Here is a 20,997-nt window from a genome sequence, read left to right on the forward strand (position 1 = left end):
CCTGCGTTTCGATCTGGCAAGGGCGTTGTTGCGATAATCAGCGCTGGAGGAAGCCATGGTCGAGGATGGTTCGGGTGGTGGCCGGCCGCAGCGGCGGTACCGGACGCGGAACTGGCGGGAGTACGATCGGGCGCTGGTAGCGCGCGGTGACCTGACAGTCTGGATCTCGCCCGATCTGGCCTGGCACGGGGTGGAGGGCACGGGCCGGCGGGGCCGGCCGCGGGTCTTCACGGATGCGGCGATCCAGGCGGTGCTGACGCTGACGGTTCTCTTCCAGCTCCCGTTGCGGGCGGCCCAGGGGATGGCGGGAAGCGTGATCGGCATCGCTGGCCTGGACTGGAGAGTGCCGCACTAGCACGCTCTCGCGGCGTCAGAGGGATCTGACGGTCACGATCCCCTACCGTGCCCGAGGTGACCCACTGCACCTCGTGATCGACAGTACAGGGTTGAAGGTGCTCGGCGAGGGCGAGTGGAAGGTCAGAAAGCACGGGGCCGACAAGCACCGGGTCTAGCGCAAGGTCCATCTGGTGATCGACGCGGACAGCCACGAGGTCAGGGCGGTCGAGATGACGGACCACCGGCACGGGGATGGTGAGATCGTGCCGGGCCTGCTGGCCCAGGTGCCAAGGGCTGAGCGGATCGGGATGATCAGCGGCGATGGAGCCTACGATACACGCGGCGTCTACGAGGCCACAGCCTCGCGGGATGCAACCCTGATCGTGCCGCCCCGACGCAACGGCAAGCCGTGGAGAACGCGGACCACCGGGGCGACGGCGCGCAACGAGACGCTCCGCGCCATCAACCGCCTCGGCCGGCGGCTCTGGAAGCGGTGGAGCGGCTACCATCGGCGCAGCCTCGCCGAGACCGCCATGTCGCGCGTCAAGCGCCTGGGCGAGCGTCTCGCGGCCCGCGATCCCGGCCGACAGACCGCCGAGGTTCAGATCCGCTGCGCCATCCTCAACACCTTCAACGCCCTTGGTATGCCCGACACCATCGTCCGCACCTGATCAGAGCATCAAAGATCGAGCCACGACATCATCCGAATTTCCGCAACTGTGAGTGTAGGGTCGTGGCCTGGAGGGCCTGACCCCTTACGCAATTGACCCCATGTCATGGCGTTGATGTGTCGGCTCTCCAGGCCGCACCTGTCTGTCGAGCGGCTCGTGACTTCATAGGAGCTTGAGGGCACCCCATCCCGTCACAGTTCTGTCCGCCCGCTCGGCTGTCAGGCCCACCATTCGGCCTGGAGCCTCACAGCATGCGCGAGACTACGCCCAAGCTCGGCGCCGACATCATCATCGGCGTAGACACCCATAAGCTCACCCACGCTGCCGTCGCGATCAGCGCGCTCGGTGCCCGCCTTGGCACCATGACCATCCCGGCCAACGGTTGTGGCTACCTGGCCCTGCTGGGCTGGGCACGGTCCCTCGGCTCGGTCCGAGCCTTTGGTGTCGAGGGCACCGGATCCTACGGCGCTGGACTGTCCCGGTTCCTTAATTGTCTGGTCGCGGAGCACTGTTGGGATCCGGTTGGGCTGGCCATTGTAGACTACGCCTATCGCTTTGAGCGCCTGAAGGGCGCTGTGCAGGGAGGAAGGTGAGCCATGCTCCAGATCCACCCCAATGCCCGCACCACCCCCGCCGTCCGGGCCGAAATCGCCCGCTCCTCCGAGCCCTCTGGCGTGCTCGCCCGGCGCTTTGGGGTGAGCAGCGAGACCATCCGCAAGTGGCGCAAGCGAGGACCCTCGGACTGCCTCGACCACTCGGCCCGGCCTCATAAGCTTCCCTGGAAGGCCACCGAGGAGGAGCGTGCGGTGGTCTGCGCCCTGCGGCGGGCCACCAACTTTGCCCTCGACGACCTCACCTTCGTGGTGACCCACTTCTTGCCCCACCTGAACCGCGACAGCATCTGGCGGATCCTCCGGGCCGAGGGCCTCAGCCGCAGACGTCCTCCCGCGTCTGACCGGCCCATCCGCGGCAAGGGCACCTTCCGGGACTACGACCTCGGCTTCGTCCACATCGACATCAAGCACCTGCCCAAGCTGCAGACCGCCAGTGGCGAGCGCCGCAAGCGCTACCTCTATGTCGCCATCGACCGCCGGTCCCGCTCCGTCCACCTGGCCGTCAAGGATGATGAGACTGAGCGCAGCGCCATCGCCTTCTTGCGCGAGGCGGCCAAGGCCTTCCCGTTCCGCCTCACGCACGTCCTGACCGACAACGGCAGCTGCTTCACACCAGCCTTCGCCCGCGTCTGCGCCGAGCTCGGCGCCGAGTATCGTCACACGCGCCCCTACACGCCGCAAACCAACGGCATGGTAGAGCGGTTCAACGGCCGGGTCGGCAGCGAGGTGCTCGGCATCACCATCTGGTCCCACGCCCAGCTCGAACAGCTGCTCCGGGGCTTCAACGCCGCCTACAACGCCCGCCGCCAGCGCGTCCTCGACGGCAAGACACCCGACCAGGTCGTCAGGGAGCGCCTCCGAGCCCGACGAAAGCTCGCCCGCCCCAAATCCGAAACACCTGAAGGCCGCGCCGGGCCAGACGACATCGCCCGCGCACGCCTCATCGCTGAGGACGCCAAGGAGGTCTCACAACCGGACACTTAATTCTACAGTTGAGGTTTCATGCGTGCTTCACGCTGGCTTCGGCGCCAGTGGCATGTTCTAGCGATGGCCTGGTGTATGCGGCGCCAGAGAGACCATTCGAAGAGGCGGTCGAGCACGACGCCAACGGCGCGCTGGAGGCCGCTGATGAGATGGCGGATCTCGCCTGTGCTGAGGTCGACCAGAGGTCGGGGTTGCTGGTCCCCTTTTTTGCCGCGGGGCGGCGTTGAGCTTCGCTCGCATACCGGCGAGGAAGGCCAAGGCGAGCATGGCCAGCGTGATATGCCGGTACCATCCGTGCCACGAGCGGATCTCGTAGTCGGCCAGGCCGACCTCCTGCTTGGCGACCTCGAAGCACTCCTCGATGGCCCAGCGCCGGCCAGCGACGCGCGCGAGGGTGGCCAGCGTGGCCTGGTCGGGACCGAAGACGACGTAGTAGGCGAGGTCCTTCGGGTTCTTGCGGCTGCGCCGGACCAGGAGCCAGTGATCCCAGGGCGGCTGCTGGAGCCGGGTCAGCCGAAAGCGCGCCCAGTCATAGACCCGCTCGCCCTTGCTGCCCGCTCCGGCCGACAAACGTCGCCAAGCCTGGGCTGGCAGACGAGCGGCCAGGCGCGAGGCGGCGTGCTGCCCGAGATGCCCATCCAGCACCGCCCAGAGCTTCTCATTGCGGCGGATGGCGAGCACGAAGGGCTGCTGGCGCTGTTCAAGGGCGATCCGCAGCCGGCGGTCCGAGCCGTAGACCTCGTCGCCCAGCACCCAGGCGCAAGGCAAGCCAGCATCGAGCGCCCGCTGGATCATGCGGCCCGCCAATATCGGCTTGGTGGAGAACCCCACCTCCTCGGGAATGGAGGCCTCGGCGCGCCTGCCTCTATCCTCGCACCACTCCTTCCTGGGCAGGTAGAGCTCGCGATCGATCAGCGCGTGCCCCTTGCTGCTGGCATAGGCCAGGAAGACCCCGATCTGCGCGTTCTCGATCCGCCCCGCCGTGCCGCTGTATTGCCGCGCCACGCCAACCGAGTGCTCGCCCTTCTTGAGAAACCCGGTCTCGTCGACGATCAGCACACCGTCATCAGCCCCGAGATGCTCAAGCACGTGATCGCGGCACAGGTCCCGAGCCGCGTCCGCGTCCCACAGGACGTGGCTGAGCACCCGCTGCGTCCGCCAGGGGCGCGCATCGCCGATCTGTTCGGCCAGTTGCCAGCCATTCTTGCGCTTGGCCGAGCTCAACAGCCCCTCAAGGTACAAGCCTGCCTGCCGCCGGGGCTCCGCCCGGACGAACAGCCGGCCCAGCCGTGCCTGCAGCGCTCCCAACTCGTCGCGCCAGCTCAGGACACCCACAATGTCCGACACCATGGCTCGCCTCCACGAACCAATCCTCCGTCACACACCTGAGGACGCCTCGGGCAAACCTCAACTGTAGAATTAGCCTCTGGCGGGAGCACCGCCGATTGGTGAAACTTCGGTCAGACGAATGGCTTCTGGCGGCTCTGAACCGCCCCGGATTTGCCGGAGGCTGATTGGTTTGGGTTACGCCGCCAGGGCGGGCTCCTCAAGTCCGGCGTAGTAGCGCGCCTCCGCTTCGGCCGGTGGCATGTTGCCGATCGGCTCGAGGAGGCGGCGGTGGTTGAACCAGTCGACCCACTCGAGGGCGGCGTATTCGACAGCCTCCAGGGATCGCCACGGGCCACGGCGCCGGATGACCTCGGTCTTGAACAGGCCGATAACCGTCTCGGCGAGGGCGTTATCGTAGCTGTCACCGACGCTGCCGACCGAGGGCTCGATCCCGGCCTCGAGCAGTCGTTCTGTGTACCGAATACTGACGTATTGCCTGCCCCTGTCGCTATGATGGGTCAGGCCGCCCTTCGCCGGACGGCGGTCATGTAGGGCTTGCTCCAGGGCATCGAGAACAAAGCCCGCATGAGCCGTCCGCGAGACCCGCCAGCCGACAATCTGCCGGGCGAAGACGTCGATGACGAAGGAGACGTACACAAAGCCCTGCCAGGTGGCCACGTAGGTGAAATCTGAGACCCACAGCATATCCGGACGCGGCGCCCGGAACTGGCGGTTCACCTTGTCCGACGGACAGGGCGTGGCCTTGTCGGCGATCGTGGTCCTGACCTCCTTGCCGCGGACGACGCCGCGCAGGCCCATGCTCCGCATCAGGCGTTCCACCGTGCAGCGGGCCACCGCGATGCCCTCGCGGCCGAGCTGCCGCCAAACCTTGCGCGCGCCATAGACCCCGAAGTTGGCCGCATGCACCTTCCGGATGCTTTCCATGAGCACCAGGTCCCGCCGAGCGCGCGGCGAGGCCCCAGCCGGATCAGCACGCCGGGCAACATGGGCGTGGTAAGTCGACGGCGCGATCGGCAGCACTCTGCAGATCGGCTCGACACCGTAGACCTCGCGATGATCGTCGATGAAGGCGATCATGGCCTGGACCGGCGGTCGAGCTCCGCCTGGGCAAAATACGCCGACGCCTTGCGCAGGATCTCGTTGGCCTGGCGAAGCTCGCGGACCTCGCGTTCCAAAGCCTTGATCCGCTCCCCTTCCACGCTGGTTGGGCCCGGCCGCAGGCCCTGGTCGCGCTCGGCCTGCCTTACCCAGCCGCGCAGCGTCTCCGTCGTGCAGCCGATCTTGGGCGCGATTGAGCCGATCGCCGCCCACTGCGAGGCGTGGTCGCCTCCATGGTCCTGCACCATCCGGACCGCCCGTTGCCGGACCTCAGGCGGATACCGGTTCGAGGTTTTCTTCGTCATGACTCCATCCTCTCAAGAGTTGGAGCCTCCAGGGAACCCGGGGCGGTTCACACCAGAGTACCGCAGGCCCTTCGACCTGGGCTCATTCGTGGTGGAGGGCAGCGCGATCGCGATCGCGATTAAGGCAGAACTCCCCAGCTGGACCGTGCTCTACCACGACTACACGAATGGTGCCTGCGCCTGCGGCGATGCCGTCGAGGCACTGGAGGTCTGACGTCGCGGCTGTTCCTTGGTCACGACTTCCTTCCGCCCGACGCCGTCCGAGACTGGGTCACCGTTCGGCCGGTCCGGGAGGCCGGTCCGTGGGTGGAGCGGCACGGGTGGCCAAGCTCCCCCGCGTTCGACGACGACCCCTGCCCGGATGCCACGTAGGGGTACAGGTTCGCGCGGTGGCTCATCGAGCGAGTTTTGGACCCGGGCGGAGGGGGGCTGCGAGCCCGCGGGAGGGCCACCCCCGGCGGGCAGGTGCCCCCATCCGCTGGCGAGGAACGCGAGCGTCCGCCCGAGCCGTCGCCTAGCCCCGGAACCGGCGCGTGCTGGGCGGAGAGCCCCGTCGAGCGGGGCCGCCGCAGGTTGACGGCCTCCGTGGCCGGCGCGAGGCTCGCCCTCGCAGAATCGTTACTCACTGAGCCTGAATTTCTCGCTCGCTCACCCGAATAGGGATCTGAGCGCCCTGTAGCGCGCCGCGCTCACGGGAGGCAGGGCCGAGAGGGAGGAGGGTGGGTGATGGGCGAAGAGGGCTGCGTGGGGATCTTCTGGCTGCTGCGCGACGGCGGCGGGCCGTGCGAGGTCGTGACGCGGGGCTGCCCGCTGGCAGTGGCTGAGGAGTACGGCGACTGCCTGACCTTCGGCGAGGGGCACTACGACACCTGGGAGGCGTGGCGCGACGGGAGCCTGCGCCTGGAGCCCGCGTCGCTGCACCTGCGCCGGGTCATCGGACGGGCCGAGTACGAGGAGTGGCCGCGCGGGCGCGTGGTGTACGAGCGCCCGGCCGGCCTCTTCGTCGTCTACGCCGACCGGCAGGCCTTCCCGCACCGCGCGCTGGTCGAGGCGCGCTTCGGCCTGCCGCCCGGGCGCAGCGCGATGCGGACGGACCTGCACTACCGCAGCACGCGCCGCCTCGCGGCCACGCCGGGAGCACCTGCTTGAGCGGCGCCGCAGCGGGCGCGGCCCCCCTCCCCGCCACCGCCGCCGCGCCGGGAGCCTTCCGCGCCTGCGTCCACCGCGGCACTCGCCAGATCGGCGGCACCTGCGTGGAGCTGTCCTGCGGCGGCGCCCGCCTGCTGCTCGACCTCGGGATGCCGCTCGACGCCGACCCGGCGGGCGACCCCGCCGACTTCCTGCCGGCAGTGCCCGGGCTGCGGGAGGCAGCGCCCGACCTGCTCGGACTCGTCCTCACCCACGGCCACGCCGACCACTGGGGCCTGGCGCCGCACGCCGCCGCGCCGCTGCCGACCGCCATGGGCGCGGCGACCCGGCGCATGCTCCACGCCGCCGCGCCCTTCGTGCCGCGCCCCGTGCCCTTCTCGGCGGAGGCGGAGCTGCCGGAGCTGTCAGACCGCCGGCCCGTCCGGATCGGGCCGTTCACGGTCACCCCCTACCTCGTGGACCACTCCGCCTACGACGCCTACGCGCTGCTGGTGGAGGCGGGAGGACGGCGGCTCTTCTACTCGGGCGACCTGCGCGGCCACGGCCGCAAGGGCGCGCTCTTCGAGCGGCTGCTGCGCGACCCGCCCCGGGGCGTGCACGCCATGCTGATGGAGGGGTCGAGCCTCGGCCGCCTGGACCCGGAGGCGCGCTTCCCGACGGAGGAGCAGGTCGAGCTGCTGCTGGCCGAGCGGATGCGCGCGCCGGGCCTCGTGGCCGTCTGCGCCTCGGCCCAGAACGTCGACCGCATGGTCAGCCTCTACCGCGCCTGCAGGCGGACCGGGCGGGTGCTGGTGCTCGACCTCTACGCGGCGGAGGTGCTGGCCGCGACCGGCAACCCGCGCGTTCCCCGCGCCGGGTGGGACGACGTCGCGATCTACGTGCCGGAGTACCAGCGGCGCCACGTGGCGCGCCGGGCACTGTTCGACCTCGTCGACGCCTACAGGCCGCACCGGATCTTCCCCGAGCACCTGGCCCGGCTCGCGCCGCGCGCCGTGATGCTCTTCCGCCCGGCGATGCTGCCCGACGTCGACGCGCTCGGCGCGGCCTGGGGCGGGGCGCGGGCGATCTGGTCGCAGTGGGACGGGTACCTGAGGGACGGCGCGGGCGGGCGCCTCGCGGCCGAGCTGGAGCGGCGGGGCGTGCCGCTGGAGGTGGTCCACACCTCCGGCCACGCCAGCATCGCGGACCTGCGTCGGCTGGCGCGGGCCGTGGCGCCGGGCGCGCTCGTGCCCGTACACAGCTTCGAGGGCGACAGGTTCGCCGCGCTGTTCGGGCCGGGGGTGGTCCGGCGCGCGGACGGAGAGTGGTGGGAGGTCTGAGTGAAGGGTTTCGTGCGCAATCCGTTCAGGCGGCAGCTGACGCCGCCCTTCCTCGAGGCCCTATGGGCGCTCACCGGGGCCGCCTCCCAGAACTGGTGGAAGGACCTGCTGTCCTGCACCTTCACGGACCTCACCGGCCGGCCGCAGCCGCTCTTCCTCGCCGTCCGCAGGAACTATCTGAGCTTCTACGCGGAAGGACAGGCGGTCTGCGAGGTGCGCTGGAACGCGGCAGCGAGGCAGCCCTACGCCCGCATCCACCACAAGTTCGTCATCCGCGATGCCGTCGGACAGGACCACCTGACGCTCCTCGGCCGTTCCGTGACGAACCGCGCCGGTCAGGAGGTCGCCGCGTACGAGGACACCGGCACGCTTCGCTCCTGGATCGAGCAGGCCCAGACCTATGCCGCGCTGACCAATCCGCTCGAGGCCGCGGAGAAGAAGGGCGTCGCCGCGGTCATCGCGCGCAATCCCAACGTCATCGACGTCGAGATGGGGCTGCCGCGGAACGCCCCCGAGGCGGCTGGGGCGAGGCGGATCGACATCGTTGCGCTGGAAGCTCACGGAGACGCCATCCGCCTCGCCTTCTACGAGGCAAAGAGCTTCCCGAACGGCGACCTCCGCAGGCAGGCAGGTGACGCCGAAGTGCTGGCCCAGCTGGAGCACTACCGGGCCTGGCTCCACTCCGCGGGGCGGGCCGAGGAGGTGATCCGCGCCATGCGGGAGGCGTGCCGGCTCCATGAGGCCTTCGCCCAGATGCGCGCCGGCGGCAGGGGAAGGCCCGGGCTGCTCGACGACCTCGTGCGCCGGGCCGGGCAGCCAGACGCCCCGCTGGTCCTCGACCATGGAATCCGCCTCATCGTAATGGGGTCCGCTCCCCGCCTGGAGTCCTGGCCGAAGCACGAGGCCAAGCTGCGCCAGGCTGGGCTCGACGGCGCGCGGCTCGTCTGGATGAAGGACCTTCAGATAACCGCGGAGCGGCAGGTTGCCGATCCGTCAGCCGACCTGAGCCTGCCATCCTCGACCGATGGCTCGCAGCCCGCGCGATGATCTCTGCAGCACCACCCGGCCCAGGCAGCCAGCACGGGACGGCACTCTGCCTGTGGTTCAGCACTCAACCGGGGCTCTGTCGCTGATTGCGTGCTCGTTCCGCGTTTCTGGAGAGGCTTGATCCCGCGGAGACCGCCATGATGGCCGACCTCGACCCGAGTGCCCTGTTGCCTCCCGGCCTGGTGGTGGATGAGGTCGAAGTCGGTCCCGATCTGATCAGCATCATGGCCCATGCTGCGCAGACCTTGGGAACCTGCCCTACCTGCGGCCTCCGCTCTGATCGCGTTCACAGCCTCCATCGCCGCCGGCTGCTCGACCTGCCGTCCCATGGCCGGTCGGTCGAACTCCTGGTCCGGGCACGCCGCTTCCGCTGCCCCGCCGCGGACTGTCCCCGCCGGACCTTCACTCAGCCGCCCTTGCCCGAGATGACCGGCCGGCGAGGGCGGCGCACTCTCCGCCTGGACGGGCTTGTTGAGGCCCTCGGCGTGGCCCTGGGTGGCCGGCCCGGAGCTGCCCTGGCACGGCGGCCCATGCTGCCCGTCGGCAAGGACACGCTGCTCCGTGCAGTCCGCCGTCGGACCGTCCCCGCCACCAGCCCCTCCGCGGTGATCGGGATCGACGAGTGGGCTTGGCGCCGACGTCAGCGCTACGGAACCTTGATCTGCGACCTGGAGCGTCGGCGGGTGCTGGACCTCCTCCCGGACCGCGAGCCCACGACCGTGAGGGCCTGGCTTGCTTCTCACCCGGACATCACCATCGTCGCGCGTGACCGGGCTGGCGGCTTTGCCGGCGCGGCCGCCGCGGCTGCCCAGGGCGCGATCCAGGTGGCAGACCGCTGGCACCTGATGGAGAACGCCAGCGCGGCCTTCCTTGGGGCCGCCCGGAGTGCCCTTGGCCCCATTCGTCGGGCTCTTGGTGCCGGTACCATCGACCCCGACCTGCTGAGCGCCGCCGAGTGGCTCCGGTACGAGGGCTATCTCCGGCGCAGCGAGGAGAGCAGGGACTATCCGGTTAATGGCCCGGGGCGGCGCCTCGATTGAAGGCATCGTCCGCCGCACCAGCCGCAGCCGCAAGCTGGTCCGGGCCGTGTTCCGCAACACCGAGGACGAGGTGTTCCGCAGCAGGGCTAACAGTCTCAAGCCATGGCTTGCCTTGCTCGAGACGGCCTGGGCCGGCGGTTGCCGCAACGTAGCAGAACTCTGGCGCCGGCTGCGGGCTGAGGGCTTTGGCGGTAGCCTGCGGGTGGTGGGCGAGTGGGCCACCCGCCGGCGACGCAGCGAACGGGCCGATGGTGCCATCGCGAGCCGGTTGCCACCGGCCCGGACCATCGCCCGCACGATGCTGTCCGGCCGCGACCGCCTGTCGCGCAGCGAGGCGGTGATGGTGGGCGCCATCGAACGCGCCCTGCCGGCACTCGCCACGGCGCGAGACCTCGCCGATCGCTTCCATCACATGGTGCGGACCCGCGCCTCGGACGCGCTGCCCGCATGGGTCAGCGAGGCGACGACGGGCATGCTTGCGCCGTTCGGGCGCGGCATCGCCGCCGATAAGGCAGCAGTCAGCGCCGCGTTGCCCTCGCCCTGGTCGAACGGCCCGACGGAGGGCTACGTCACCAAGCTGAAGCTGATCCGTCGTCAGATGTATGGCCGCGGCAAGCTCCACCTGCTGCGCGCACGGCTGGTCACCATTCCATGACGGCCGCACAAGCACGCAATCAGCGACAGAGCCCCGTTTGGACTCCTATTCACAAGCGACTACGCGCGATGCTGGTGGGCCCTACATCGACAGTCAGCCCGCCTATACCTGGATCGATGTGGAACTGCTGGCCAGCCTCGCGGGAAGGGACTACCGGGCCGAGACGACAAAGCAGCTCAACAACATGATCAGTGCCGTAACGTCGGCCGTTAACTAGGGCCGGTCGAGGGCGCCCGCCAAGCGCCCGGACGCGGCGGCGCGGCCGGTCCGCCTCACCGCGTGCCCGCCTGCAGGGCCGAAACCTCCGCGAACGACGCGGGCTCTAAGTGGCTCAGCGCGTTGCGCATCTCCCGCAGCATCTGCAAGCGGCTCAGGAGGGGCGATTGAAGCGGCTCCCCGCTCTGGCGAAGCTGCTGGTAGAGGTACTTCAGCTCCAGCAGCTCGGCCGTGCGCACCCGTTTGGCAGGCCGACCTTCCGTCTCCGGGATGTCGTAGGGAATACGCCAACGGCCGCGATTCGCGCGCACGATCACCAGTCGCTCGCGCTCGATCTCTCCCAGGAGTACCGCATGGTGGATGCGCCACAGGTCGAACTCGGCAGAGGCCGGCTCGGCACCATCCGCGCGCGCATGGGAAAGGAAGCGGACGGGATCGCACAGTGCCTCATCCGAAGCTGCCATCCAGTGCTCCAGCGTGTCGAGCGCGCCTGTCCCGGGCAGCCGTGCGCTCGCCATCTCGACGGAGAGCTCGATACGGAGGCGGGCGAGGACGCCTTGGCACTCCGCCGTGGCCACCCGGTAGCGGGCGGCCACTTCCAGATCGACGCGGTCGAGCGGCTCCGCTTGCAGCCATGCCAAGTCGAGCCCCGTTACGAGCGGGCTGTCGGTCGGAAGCGGCACGACAAGCAGCGCACGGCGGTGCGGCGCGTCGTGGCGCATCGCCTCTCCCAGTGCGCGGGCGACGGCGCTCCAGGCCTCCGCCCGCGCCGCCCCGACGCCGTCTACCCACCAGACGCCGGTAGGCAGCCGATCCTCCGCGCGCGGCAGCTCGGCTTCGCGCCGCAGCAGGGCCCAGGGGTCGAGAGCGGGGTCGTCGTAGATCATGCGCAGGCGGATTTGCCGGGCAGCCAGCGCGTCCTCCACCGCCCGGCGGAAGCCGGGCGGCGCAGCGCCGACAGGCAGGCACTGCCGGCCGTCCACCAGCTCAGCCACGAGGCGTGCCACCAGCGCCGACGGACCGGGGAGCGACCAGACCTCGATCACGTCGCGCTGGCAGGAATTGGCCGGGCGAGGCCGAGGCGCACCTCGTTGCCGAGCACGAAGCCCTCCGCCCCCCGCCTGACCAGGCCTGTTAGCTCCGCCCAGGCCAGGATCCGCGCCACTGCCTCCTCCTCGAGACCCGAATAGGCTACGACCGACGCGGCCTCGATCACCTCGCCGTCGAGCCGCCCGTCCTGGCAGTCCCCGAGCGCGCGCAGGGTCTCGACGGCACTTGGGAGGGCCCGCACATCCTCCAGCGGGTCGCCGTCAGGGCTGGGGGCTAGCAGGCGCCGCGCGAGGTCGTCGGCGGGTGCCGTGCGCTCGGCGGGTGGCAGCCGCTCCAACTGCCGTATCAAGCGGTCCCAGCCGCCTGTGGCCCGCGTGATCGTGTTCCCGGGCATGCGAAGGGGGGCGTCGTTGGCCCAGAGGTTGACGTCGTCGATGCTCCAGGGACCCGCAGTGAGTTCCACTACGCGGGTGGCGGGATCGCCCTCGTCCAGCACAGCGGCGCGGCAAGGATCGGTTACCCAGTCCCAGGCGCGTTGCGCGTTGGCTAGGAACAGCACCCGCAGCGGGGAGGCGCCCTTGGCGGCCGCGCGTGCTCGCCGCAGCGCCTCCTCCACCCAGGCTGCGTCCCAGGAAGCCTCAGGCGGCACGATGTGAAGGGCGGAGCCCGCGGAAGGCTTTGTGCCTAGCGCAGCTTGGAAGCGGTCGAGCTGGAACGGGCCACCCAGCACGCGCGCGGTCACCTGCCGGCCGTGGCGCTCGCGCGCGATGCGGCAGGCGGCATCCACCGCAGTCCGCCAAGTCTCGATGCCCGCGAGGGCGGTGCCGGCCAGGATCGCGACGCCGCTACCAGGGGCCAGCAGGTGCCCCTCCTGCCGCGCCGTCAGCAGCCCGGGGCGGCCGCCGATCGTCCGCCGCATCTCCAGCGGGTCGTTGATCGCGGGGGCCGAGCGGTTGGCGAAGCTCTCGAGCTGCTGGCGGATCTCGCCGGGGCTGCCGATTAGGTGCGCGAGGTTCGCGCTCCGAAGCGCGTAGTGCGCGCCACCCACGCCTCGCAGCAGGCCAAGCCCGACCATCTCGTCGAGCAGCGCCGCGAAGGCGTCGTCGGCGAAGGCTGGTGGGAACCCGGCCGGCCAAGCGTCTGCGGCCAGGGCGCGCAGCATGCCACTATCGATGCCGCTGGCCAGCAGCTCGGGCTCATCCATACTGAAGTTAGCCACCAGCAGGGTCAGCAGGTTGTAGCGCGGATCCAACTCCAGCGTGATGCGGAAGCGCTCGAAGGCAGCGGTGCGCACCTCCGGCGTTTCCAGCACGCGTTCGACATCTTCCATCCGCACGGTCCAGGGCGGCCCTCCTCCGCCGCTTTGTTGGCGCAGTGAGCGCAGCAGGCGCTGGCAGACCACTTGGATCAGGCTGGGATAGTAGTTGGCGAAGGCTAAGATGCGCGAGACGACTGCCTCGTCGAGGTGGTAGCCGAGCGCGGTGAAGGGCCAGCGCACGAGGCTCTCGGCCTGCCGCCGCTCCTCGCCGCGCAGCAGCGGGCCGACGACCAGCGGCGCGCCGAGATGGGCTATCGGGCTGTTCGGGTCTCGCGCCAACTTCTGGACGTTGCGCAGGCCCGCGAACACCGGCTTAAAGCGACGGTCCGTTTCTACCGTCAGATCGCGCAAGGCGGAGGTGACGGTGAAGCCCGCCTGCCGGTCCTTATCAAAGAATGCGTCCGCCTCGTCCAGCAGCAGCAGCAGCAGCCGCCCCGGCCGCTTGTCCAACCAGTCCCGCACCGCCGCGCGCACGGCGGGCGCACCGCTGGCGCGGCCCACTGTGATGCCAGCGCGGGCCAGCTCCTCGGCCAAGCGCGGCCACAGCTCGGCCGGCGGCTGCTGCAGGCCGATCTCCGCGATGCTGACATAGCGCGCGACCGTGTCCGGGTCCGCCGCCGCGGCGCGCTCGACTTGCCGCAGTACCGCGGTTTTGCCGAGCTGGCGACCACCGTAGAGCAGGTGGGTGAACTCACCGCTGCGCGCGGCGACGGCACGCAGCTCGCGGGCCCGGCCGAAGAACATCTCCGGCGCCGGCGTACCGGTGTCGGCCCACGGCCGACTGTCGGTGAAGGGTAGAGTGCAGGCAAATAGAGACATAAGCCGCCCCTGTGGCAGAAGGCCGAGATGCAGCGCCAGCACCTCGTCCACCACGATGATGGAGCGCAGCCGGTCCGCGCGCGCGAGCGCAGCGAGACGCCGCCGCTGCTCGTGGTCGAGCGGGCCGAAGAACAGCACGATCGTCGGCGCGCTGCTGCCCGGCAGCGCTGCCAGCGCCTGCGCTATGTCCTCGGCGTCGCGCTTGTGCCAGAGGCAGAGCAGGCGGTAGGTCCCCTCGGCCTCGGAGCCGAACTGGGGCAGCACCGCCGTGTCGCGGTCTCGGAGGGGACGGACCCGCAACTGCAGCACCGCTTCCGAGACCTTCCGCGCGGGGGTGGCGAAGCCCGGCAGCTCGGGGTCGGTAAAGCCGAAGGCGGTGAACAGCCGCAGCAGCGCATCGTGCAGGCCGTTGCGCGAGTTCTCGCGCACGCAGTCGGCCCAGGCCTCGGCCAGCGCGGACAGGTCCGGCGTCAGCTCCAGGCCGGGCGCGAGCAGGTCCTGTGGGATGGTGAGGGTGCTGTCGGCGATGTCGCGCATTGCCGTGCGTCGCCCGCGCAGCCAGCCGGCCAGCCGCTCGGCCCCTGCCGGGAAGAAGGCAACGAAGGCCTCCTCCACAGGTACGGGCACGTGCGAGTCCAGTGGCTCGCCGGCCTCCAGCCGCTCCACAAGATCTTCGGCTAGGGCGAACTGGCCGGCCTCCAGCAGCCCCTCCACCCGATCGCGGTCCGGCTCCTGCAGTTGGCGTAGTTGGTCGAGGCGGAGGATGATGCGGTCGCGCGCCAGGACGGCGCGCTCGCTCAGCTTCGCATCGGCCAGCGCGACCTGCCGGCTTGCTTCGGCGAATAGCTCCGCCGCGCTCGCCGGAGCTGCCGCAGCTACCTGCTCCCGCGCACGCAATAGCCTCTCAGTGAGCTCCTGGGCTGGGCCGGCGTCCAGCCGGCCGGCGCGCTCCGCTTCCTCAACCTTGGTGCGCTTGTCGTCCAGCGCTTGCGCCTCGTCGGCTTTACGACGTTCAAGAGCGTTGCGCAGCTCGCGTAGGAGGGTGGGGCGCTCCTCGGTGTCGCCGGTGAGCTCGATCACCAGCTCGGCGCCGAGGTAGTCGCCGGCGGCGATACGCCGGCGCACGGAATAGGCCGGCGGGGGCGGCGCTGGCGCCTGGGCGAGGGCGATCAGCTCATCTCGCACCGCCTCCGGCGGTGGATGTTGGCGGGTCCAGCCGGCACCAAACACGATGCCCTGCACCCCGACCAAGTCGCGTCCGAGCAGCGCGTCTGGCGAGGGCGCGGCACACCTGGGCGTCTCTCCCTCGAGTACGCTGAGGAGGCGCCGGAGCGCCGCCGCGCCGCATGGCGCGCCCGCGGCGAGGAGGCCGTCAAGCCGGGACAGCTCTTCCTCCGCCGCGCGAATGCGCGAGAGCAGGCGGGCACGCAGCTCTGCAATGGGCTTTGTGCGGGATTTGTCGGCGCGCGACGGCGCGCGCTCGGCGACGGAGAGCCACTGGCGCAGGTGCTTCAGCGCCTCCTCGGCAGCCTCGTGCAGCTCGCGGTAGGCGGGCCCCGAGATCGGGGACCGGCGGGCCGGGTTGGGACCGCGGACTTGGCGCTCGACCTGCCTTATCTCACGCTCAATGTCGATGGTCGCGACGAAACGCCGCACCTCCTCAACCCGCCCCGTCAGGGCTTGTGCCGCCGCCTGCAGGTGGGCGTGGAAGCTTCCGCCCGGTCGCAGCATCTCGCGCCAGACGTCGGTCGCAGCGGCGTAGCGGATGCTACGGGCCAGCTGCTGCCGTTGCCAAGTCGCGATGTCCTGGGACACCGCGTCGAACTCCTGGCGCCACGTCTCCTCTGTCACGAGGCCGGCCATGAGGTCAGAGGCGGAGATCAGCGCCGTGCCAGCCACATGCCTGCCCTGGTACATCTCGTGCGCGAGGTCACGCAGTTGGGGCAATCCGTCCGCGTGGCCGGGGTCGTTCCCCGCATCCCCCAGAATGGCCGCGAGAAGGCTTGCTTGACCGGACCCGGGCGCGAGGAGCGCGAGGGTAGTTGCCGCCGGCAGCAGGAGGACGAGGGCGAGGCGGGTCGGGTTGCCGGCCGGCGCTTGGGGTAGCGCGTCCAGCACGTGCCGTGTGGCCTCGCGGACGCGGTCGTCGAGCTCACCGCTTGTGTCGGCCACCATCGCCATCGCCGTGAGCGGGAGGGCGGCCCTCAGCAGCCCGGGAACTTCTTCCGGCGCGGCTACCTCGGCGAGCGCCACGGCAAGGCCGAGGCGCTCGCTCCCGAGCGCCTGCAGCAGCGCGTTGGGTACCGTGCCGGGCTGCCATTCTCCCTCCCCCGCTGGGGGGGGCGTCTCGATGACTGGGGCCGCCGACGTGGCACGCTCCTCCGCGTCGGCTGGACAGGCCGTCTGCTTCGGCTCCTCGGGCTTCACTAAGATGGCGGCCTCGGCGCCGGCCACCTCTTCTTCGGCCAGGCTGTCGGATGGCCCTCCGGTAAGCGCCGGGAATGTCGCGCCGCCAGCATCCATGACGGGGATGGTGCCGTCCTGCCTGCCGGTCCCTTCCGCCTCCTGCCCAGCGGGCGGATCCTGCGCCGAGGCGGACAGCTCCGCCTTCTCTTGCGGCAGTTCCTTAGCCAATGGGAGGTCCGGCACGCTTCGACCGGCATCAGCCGAGGGGGCCGGCGCTACGCCATCGTCCCCGGACCGGGCGGCCCAGGCGGAGAGCCGCTCGTCCACTTGCCGCCTCGCCGCGGCTCCGGCCTCGCGCGCTGCCTGTGCCTCAGCATTGAGGCGCGCGACCTCCTCGAACTCATCCTGATCAATGGCGTCCCTTAGCTGCTGCTTCGCGGACTCGAGGCGCCGGTGAGCCTCGCTGGCCCTCATCGCGGCATGGCCGAGCTGGCCGAGATCGTCGTCATTCAGCCTTTCCAGATCGAGCGCCGCGGGAAGGGCAAGATGGGGGAAGAACGCCACGATTGACGCGAGCCGCTTCCTGCGCCGGGCGGCCATTGCACCCTCAACCGCCCGGAGAGCCCTGGCCGCCTCGGCGGCCGCAGCGGCGATCTGCTCCAGTTCCTCAGCGCGCGGGGTCGCGGAGCGTAAGGTCAGCTCGCAAAGCGCCCTAATCTGCGCGATATCGGTCCTTACTCTCTCCAACTCGGAGTCCAGGGCTGCTTCCGCATCGACACCGTCGTCATCGCTCATTCTACGTTCCGATTGATCCGAAAACAGGCCCGGGGCCGAGCAGCGGTGGAAGTGAACGCCCTTGCATGTGGGTGAAGGATTTGCGCCGGCCCCAATCGGACAGTGTCAGATCGGGCTGGACTCCTTTTATGCGGGCACCGAAACGTAACCCTCGGTTTCCTGAGGTGTCCAGAGGATACCGTGAACTTGCCGACGTCGACGCGAGTAGGCTGACTGATCGAGCGCGGGATCGAGGGTGATCAAGCGAGCGCGGTGACCCCGCTGATGTCGGACCAAACCTCAAACGCGAAATAGAGCCACACCGCTTGGCTGATAATCTCGGCCGGGAAGCGATACCCGGCGAAGCTGGGGCAGGCAGCGGGGGAGGTCATCTCAGCCAACTACGCAGTGGTGGACCGCTCCGGCAAGCTGGCAGGGCACCGACTTGACGGTGCCCCCTGGAGATGATGAGGTGATCCTGAAGCCGACCGGTTCGGGCGGGTCACCGATGCCTGGCAGCACGCCGGTATATCTGCTCGAGCTCATCCGCCGCTTGAACCGCCTGTTCGGGGAGGCCGCGCCGCTCAGTGACCAAGCGCACTTCGTCAACCAGATCGCCTCCATCGCTCAGGAAAACCAGGTCGTGATGGCGCAGGTCGGGCGGACCGAGAAGGAGCTGGCGATGAAGGGCAACCTGCCCGGGGCCGTGCAGGGCGCCATCGTGCGCTTGATGACCTCCAACAACGCCTTGGCGAAGCTGCTCCTAAAGGGCGACAAGCAGGCGATGGGGATCCTGCCCGACATCATCTACGACATCCTCAAGTCGGGCGAGAAGCTCAATCTGGATGACCTTTCCGGTGCTGCGGCATGAAGACGTTGGACGAGAATTACGGCAAGTGCATCCTCCGCATCGGCCAGGATAAGGATGGAGGATGGATCGGCGTCGTCATTCAGGGCGGAAAGATCCTGGGCGAGAAGCTGCACGACGACGACAGGGAGCGGCTTCGGGCCCGCCTTATGAATGTTGCGGGCACAGTGCATCCCAATTATTTCGGGATGGAGGGGGCAATTGCGCGCTTCCTGCAGTTCATGCCCGGCGGCTTCTCCGGGCAGCGTTACACGGCCCGTGACGGTGAGCGCCGCTATAAGGTCGATGCGCACAATACCCTCACGGCACTCCTACCCCTCGCTGCCGCCGCGAACGCAACCAACGTCGATGGGAAGACGCTGGCGGCTGCGTTCAAGAAGGATCAGCTGTGGACCCACATGCCATCGCTGCAGGAGTCGACGAGGCTGCGCGAGATCCTGGCGGTGCATGGCAGCGCGTTTCTGCGCGCCGCAGCTGCGTTCGCGAATGGTGACTTCAACACCGGGATCGCCGGGATGCGGAACGCGATCGCACCGCATGGCACGCTGACCTGGCCGATCGCCACCTACCTGCCGTTCCTGTGGTCCCCCGACAAGCACATGTTCCTCAAGCCCACCGCAACCCGCGACTTTGCGGAACGGATCGGCCACCGCTTCGCCATCGACTATGATTCCGAGATCCGGGCCGACGTGTATCAGAGCCTGCTCGACCTAGCTGACGACACGGCGGCGGGTATCGCGCAGCTCAATCCGGCCGACCGCATCGACGTCCAGAGCTTCATCTGGGTCGTGGGGGAGTATCGCGAAGAGAACCGCACGTGACAGGTCACGGGCGGTGATCGAGTGGCTTGCCCTTGGGGCGGTGGCGGCCCTGGGAATCCTGTTCGGCTCCAACGACAAGCGTTCTTCCTTCGGTGAAGGTTCGTCGAAGCCATTCGATATGGATCAGTTTCGCCGCCAGCAGGCCGAGAAGGAAGCCGGCTGGCGACGAAGGTGGGAGCCTGAGGTCGATCGGACACGCTGGATCCCGCAAAGTGCTGCTCACCGGATTATCGCGGCCCATCCTCCGCCAGGATCTGAGAACGATACCCTAGGCGCGACGAAGCGTGTAGCAACGAGAAAGCTCCTCGCCGAATTCGCGGCCAACAATCAGCAGCACTTGACCGATCAGAAGACCAAGCTGAATGCGTTCTTCGATTCGGTCGAGGCCTCGCCGCTCACCGATGAGCAGGCGGATGCCTGCATCTGCATGGACGACGCGGTTCAGATCGTCGCGGCAGCCGGCTCAGGCAAGACGTCGACCATGGTCGCCAAGACCGGCTACGTCCTCCACGAAAAGCTCGCCGACCCCGAGCAGATCCTGCTGCTCGCATTCAACACTAAGGCGGCCGACGAGCTACGCGAACGAGTGCATAAGCGCCTTGCCAATGTTGAGGGCGTCGAGCGCGTTACCGTGCGCACGTTCCACGCCTTCGGCAAGTCGGTGCTGGCGGAGGTAAACGGCCTGGCGCCGGCTGTGGCGAAGTGGGTCGGGCCACCCGCTCAGGAAAAGGAGATGATCGCGTCGATCGTCGACGATCTGCGCACACGCGACCCGGCGTTCGGTGTCGATTGGGACCTGTTCCGCACCGTCTATGGGCGGCCCGTCGGGCGCATCGAGGATCTAGCCCAGCCTGGAGACAATGCACGAGGAGGCATCCGCACGGCTGGTGGCGACTGGGTGAAAAGCGAGGAGGAGCGCCTGATCTCGGATTGGCTGTTCTTTCATGGTGTGCGATACGAATATGAACGCGACTACGAGCACAACACGCGAACCAAAGCGCACCTGCAGTACCGGCCCGACTTCTTCTATCCGGACGCCGGCTTGTACCATGAGCACTTCGCCCTCAACCGAGAGGGAAGGCCCCCGCCGCACTTCACTGGCGATTACGTCGCCGGCGTCGTGTGGAAGCGTGCCTGCCACGCCGAGCACAAAACCGACCTTTTTGAAACGACCTCGCACAGCCTGCGCAGGGGACGCGGATTTGATGAACTCGCGACCGCCTTGAAGGCGCGCGGAGTGGAACCGGTCCTCGACGCATCAAGACCCGCCAAGGGCCAGCCACCGCTCGAAACACTCGAACTGGCCGGCCTCATGCGTGCCTTCCAGCAGCATGCCAAAGGGAGCGCACTATCCATCAAGACCCTGATGCGCCAAGTTGACGTCGACAACAGCCGCGATCCGCACGTCGCACGGTCAATTAGATTTTTGGCTCTCTACGAACGAATCGCAGCGGAGTGGGAACGCCGTCTCGAGCAGGCTGGGTGCATCGACTTCGACGATATGCTCATCCAGGCGAGCCAGCTCATTGAGGAAGGGCGGTTCGACAGTCCCTACACCATCATATTCGCAGACGAGTTTCAGGACAGTTCCCGAGCTCGCGTCAGGATGCTCAAGGCGCTGTTGGATAGAACGCAACAGCGTGGACACCTCTGCGTCGTTGGTGATGACTGGCAGAGCATCAACCGTTTCTCTGGCGCGGACCTGTCCGTGATGACGGAATTTGCGCAGACGTTTCCGCATTCGTCCCAGCTCAAGCTGACGACGACATTCCGCTGCCCTGCATCGCTGTGCGAGGCATCGAGCGCCTTCGTCTCGGCGAATCCCCTCCAACTCGTGAAGGTCGTGCAGACGACCAACGATCGGCAGGGGCCTGCAATGGTGGCCTTCGCATGTGCCTCGTCGGAGGATGCGCTCCGCCGGGTCTACAAGGATCTGCAGCGGCTCCACGAACAAGCGGTGCCCGGATTGCTCGTCAGTTCTGCCGAGCAACGGATCTCAGTGCTGCTTCTCGGGCGCTACAATCATGACCGACCTGTCCGTCGTCGAATGCTTTGGGACAGGTGAGGTGCTGAACTAACGGAGGCTCGGGCTCATCTGGGCTGGAGGTTAGGCGGCTCGGCGCTGATGCAGCAAGCGCCGCTGCTGGATGGTCTGTC

The 20,997-nt window shown here is 68.8% G+C and carries 14 protein-coding genes, 2 pseudogenes and 1 other annotated feature; of the genes and pseudogenes, 11 read left to right on the plus strand and 5 right to left on the minus strand.

Going from position 1 to position 20,997, the window contains the following annotated elements; genetic code table 11:
• The first annotated feature begins 55 nt into the window (after positions 1-55).
• The 3 genes and pseudogenes from J8J14_RS21400 to J8J14_RS21410 all read left to right on the plus strand — a co-directional run bounded on the left by J8J14_RS21400 (position 56) and on the right by J8J14_RS21410 (position 2,605).
• A pseudogene (locus tag J8J14_RS21400) lies at positions 56-1,007 on the plus strand (IS5 family transposase).
• 251 nt (positions 1,008-1,258) lie between these two features.
• A complete protein-coding gene (locus J8J14_RS21405) occupies positions 1,259-1,600 on the plus strand; it encodes an IS110 family transposase (RefSeq protein WP_209381591.1) in 342 nt (113 codons plus the stop codon).
• A gap of 3 nt (positions 1,601-1,603) precedes the next feature.
• Positions 1,604-2,605 carry a DDE-type integrase/transposase/recombinase gene (locus J8J14_RS21410; RefSeq protein ID WP_209381592.1) on the plus strand — a complete coding sequence of 334 codons (1,002 nt, stop codon included), beginning with the start codon at positions 1,604-1,606 and terminating at the stop codon, positions 2,603-2,605.
• Positions 2,606-2,662: 57 nt separating this feature from the next.
• Here the strand turns inward: J8J14_RS21410 and J8J14_RS21415 are convergent, their stop codons facing one another.
• Complete coding sequence (locus J8J14_RS21415) at positions 2,663-3,955, minus strand: IS701 family transposase (RefSeq protein WP_408896473.1); 1,293 nt, start codon at positions 3,953-3,955, stop codon at positions 2,663-2,665.
• A gap of 174 nt (positions 3,956-4,129) precedes the next feature.
• Positions 4,130-5,358, minus strand: a protein-coding gene (locus tag J8J14_RS21420; RefSeq protein WP_209381593.1) for an IS3 family transposase whose coding sequence is annotated in 2 segments (ribosomal slippage) — positions 4,130-5,067 and positions 5,067-5,358 — 1,230 coding nt in all. Because the reading frame shifts where the segments join, the coding sequence is not laid out codon by codon here.
• Positions 4,958-5,074 (minus strand) — a sequence feature (AL1L pseudoknot). Its footprint overlaps the gene before it by 117 nt.
• A gap of 19 nt (positions 5,359-5,377) precedes the next feature.
• On the opposite strand from J8J14_RS21420, the gene J8J14_RS21425 reads away from it, so the two are divergent.
• The 5 genes and pseudogenes from J8J14_RS21425 to J8J14_RS21445 all read left to right on the plus strand — a co-directional run bounded on the left by J8J14_RS21425 (position 5,378) and on the right by J8J14_RS21445 (position 10,568).
• The gene (locus J8J14_RS21425; RefSeq protein WP_209381594.1) at positions 5,378-5,572 is read left to right on the plus strand and encodes a hypothetical protein; all 195 of its coding nucleotides are present in this window, start codon (positions 5,378-5,380) and stop codon (positions 5,570-5,572) included.
• A gap of 509 nt (positions 5,573-6,081) precedes the next feature.
• Entirely contained in the window at positions 6,082-6,507 is a 426-nt protein-coding gene (locus J8J14_RS21430; protein ID WP_209381602.1) for a hypothetical protein, read from the plus strand.
• Positions 6,504-7,826, plus strand: coding sequence for an MBL fold metallo-hydrolase (locus J8J14_RS21435; RefSeq protein ID WP_209381595.1), 1,323 nt, complete (start codon positions 6,504-6,506; stop codon positions 7,824-7,826). Before J8J14_RS21430 ends, J8J14_RS21435 begins: the two co-directional genes overlap by 4 nt.
• Complete coding sequence (locus J8J14_RS21440) at positions 7,827-8,873, plus strand: hypothetical protein (RefSeq protein WP_209381596.1); 1,047 nt, start codon at positions 7,827-7,829, stop codon at positions 8,871-8,873. It abuts the gene before it with no gap.
• 137 nt (positions 8,874-9,010) lie between these two features.
• A pseudogene (locus tag J8J14_RS21445) lies at positions 9,011-10,568 on the plus strand (ISL3 family transposase).
• Positions 10,569-10,840: 272 nt separating this feature from the next.
• On the opposite strand, the gene J8J14_RS21450 reads toward J8J14_RS21445, so the two are convergent.
• The 3 genes from J8J14_RS21450 to J8J14_RS25525 form a co-directional block, all read right to left on the minus strand.
• The gene (locus tag J8J14_RS21450) at positions 10,841-11,791 is read right to left on the minus strand and encodes a hypothetical protein (RefSeq protein WP_209381597.1); all 951 of its coding nucleotides are present in this window, start codon (positions 11,789-11,791) and stop codon (positions 10,841-10,843) included.
• A gap of 35 nt (positions 11,792-11,826) precedes the next feature.
• On the minus strand, positions 11,827-17,172 hold the full coding sequence (locus J8J14_RS21455) for a hypothetical protein (protein ID WP_209381598.1): 5,346 nt from the start codon (positions 17,170-17,172) through the stop codon (positions 11,827-11,829).
• Between the two features lie 239 nt (positions 17,173-17,411).
• Positions 17,412-17,543, minus strand: coding sequence for a hypothetical protein (locus tag J8J14_RS25525; protein ID WP_280843003.1), 132 nt, complete (start codon positions 17,541-17,543; stop codon positions 17,412-17,414).
• Between the two features lie 80 nt (positions 17,544-17,623).
• Here J8J14_RS25525 and J8J14_RS21460 point away from each other — a divergent pair, with 80 nt between their 5' ends.
• The 3 genes from J8J14_RS21460 to J8J14_RS21470 are packed head-to-tail and all read left to right on the plus strand — an operon-like array spanning position 17,624 to position 20,905.
• Positions 17,624-18,022 carry a hypothetical protein gene (locus tag J8J14_RS21460; protein ID WP_209381599.1) on the plus strand — a complete coding sequence of 133 codons (399 nt, stop codon included), beginning with the start codon at positions 17,624-17,626 and terminating at the stop codon, positions 18,020-18,022.
• Positions 18,019-18,840 (plus strand): hypothetical protein, encoded by an 822-nt coding sequence (locus J8J14_RS21465; protein ID WP_209381600.1) that lies wholly within the window; start codon positions 18,019-18,021, stop codon positions 18,838-18,840. Before J8J14_RS21460 ends, J8J14_RS21465 begins: the two co-directional genes overlap by 4 nt.
• Positions 18,841-18,853: 13 nt before the next feature.
• Complete coding sequence (locus J8J14_RS21470) at positions 18,854-20,905, plus strand: UvrD-helicase domain-containing protein (RefSeq protein WP_209381601.1); 2,052 nt, start codon at positions 18,854-18,856, stop codon at positions 20,903-20,905.
• The last annotated feature ends 92 nt before the right edge of the window (positions 20,906-20,997 follow it).

Origin of the sequence: Pararoseomonas baculiformis, from assembly GCF_017813395.1 — a bacterium.
GTDB classification, from domain to species: domain Bacteria; phylum Pseudomonadota; class Alphaproteobacteria; order Acetobacterales; family Acetobacteraceae; genus Roseomonas; species Roseomonas baculiformis.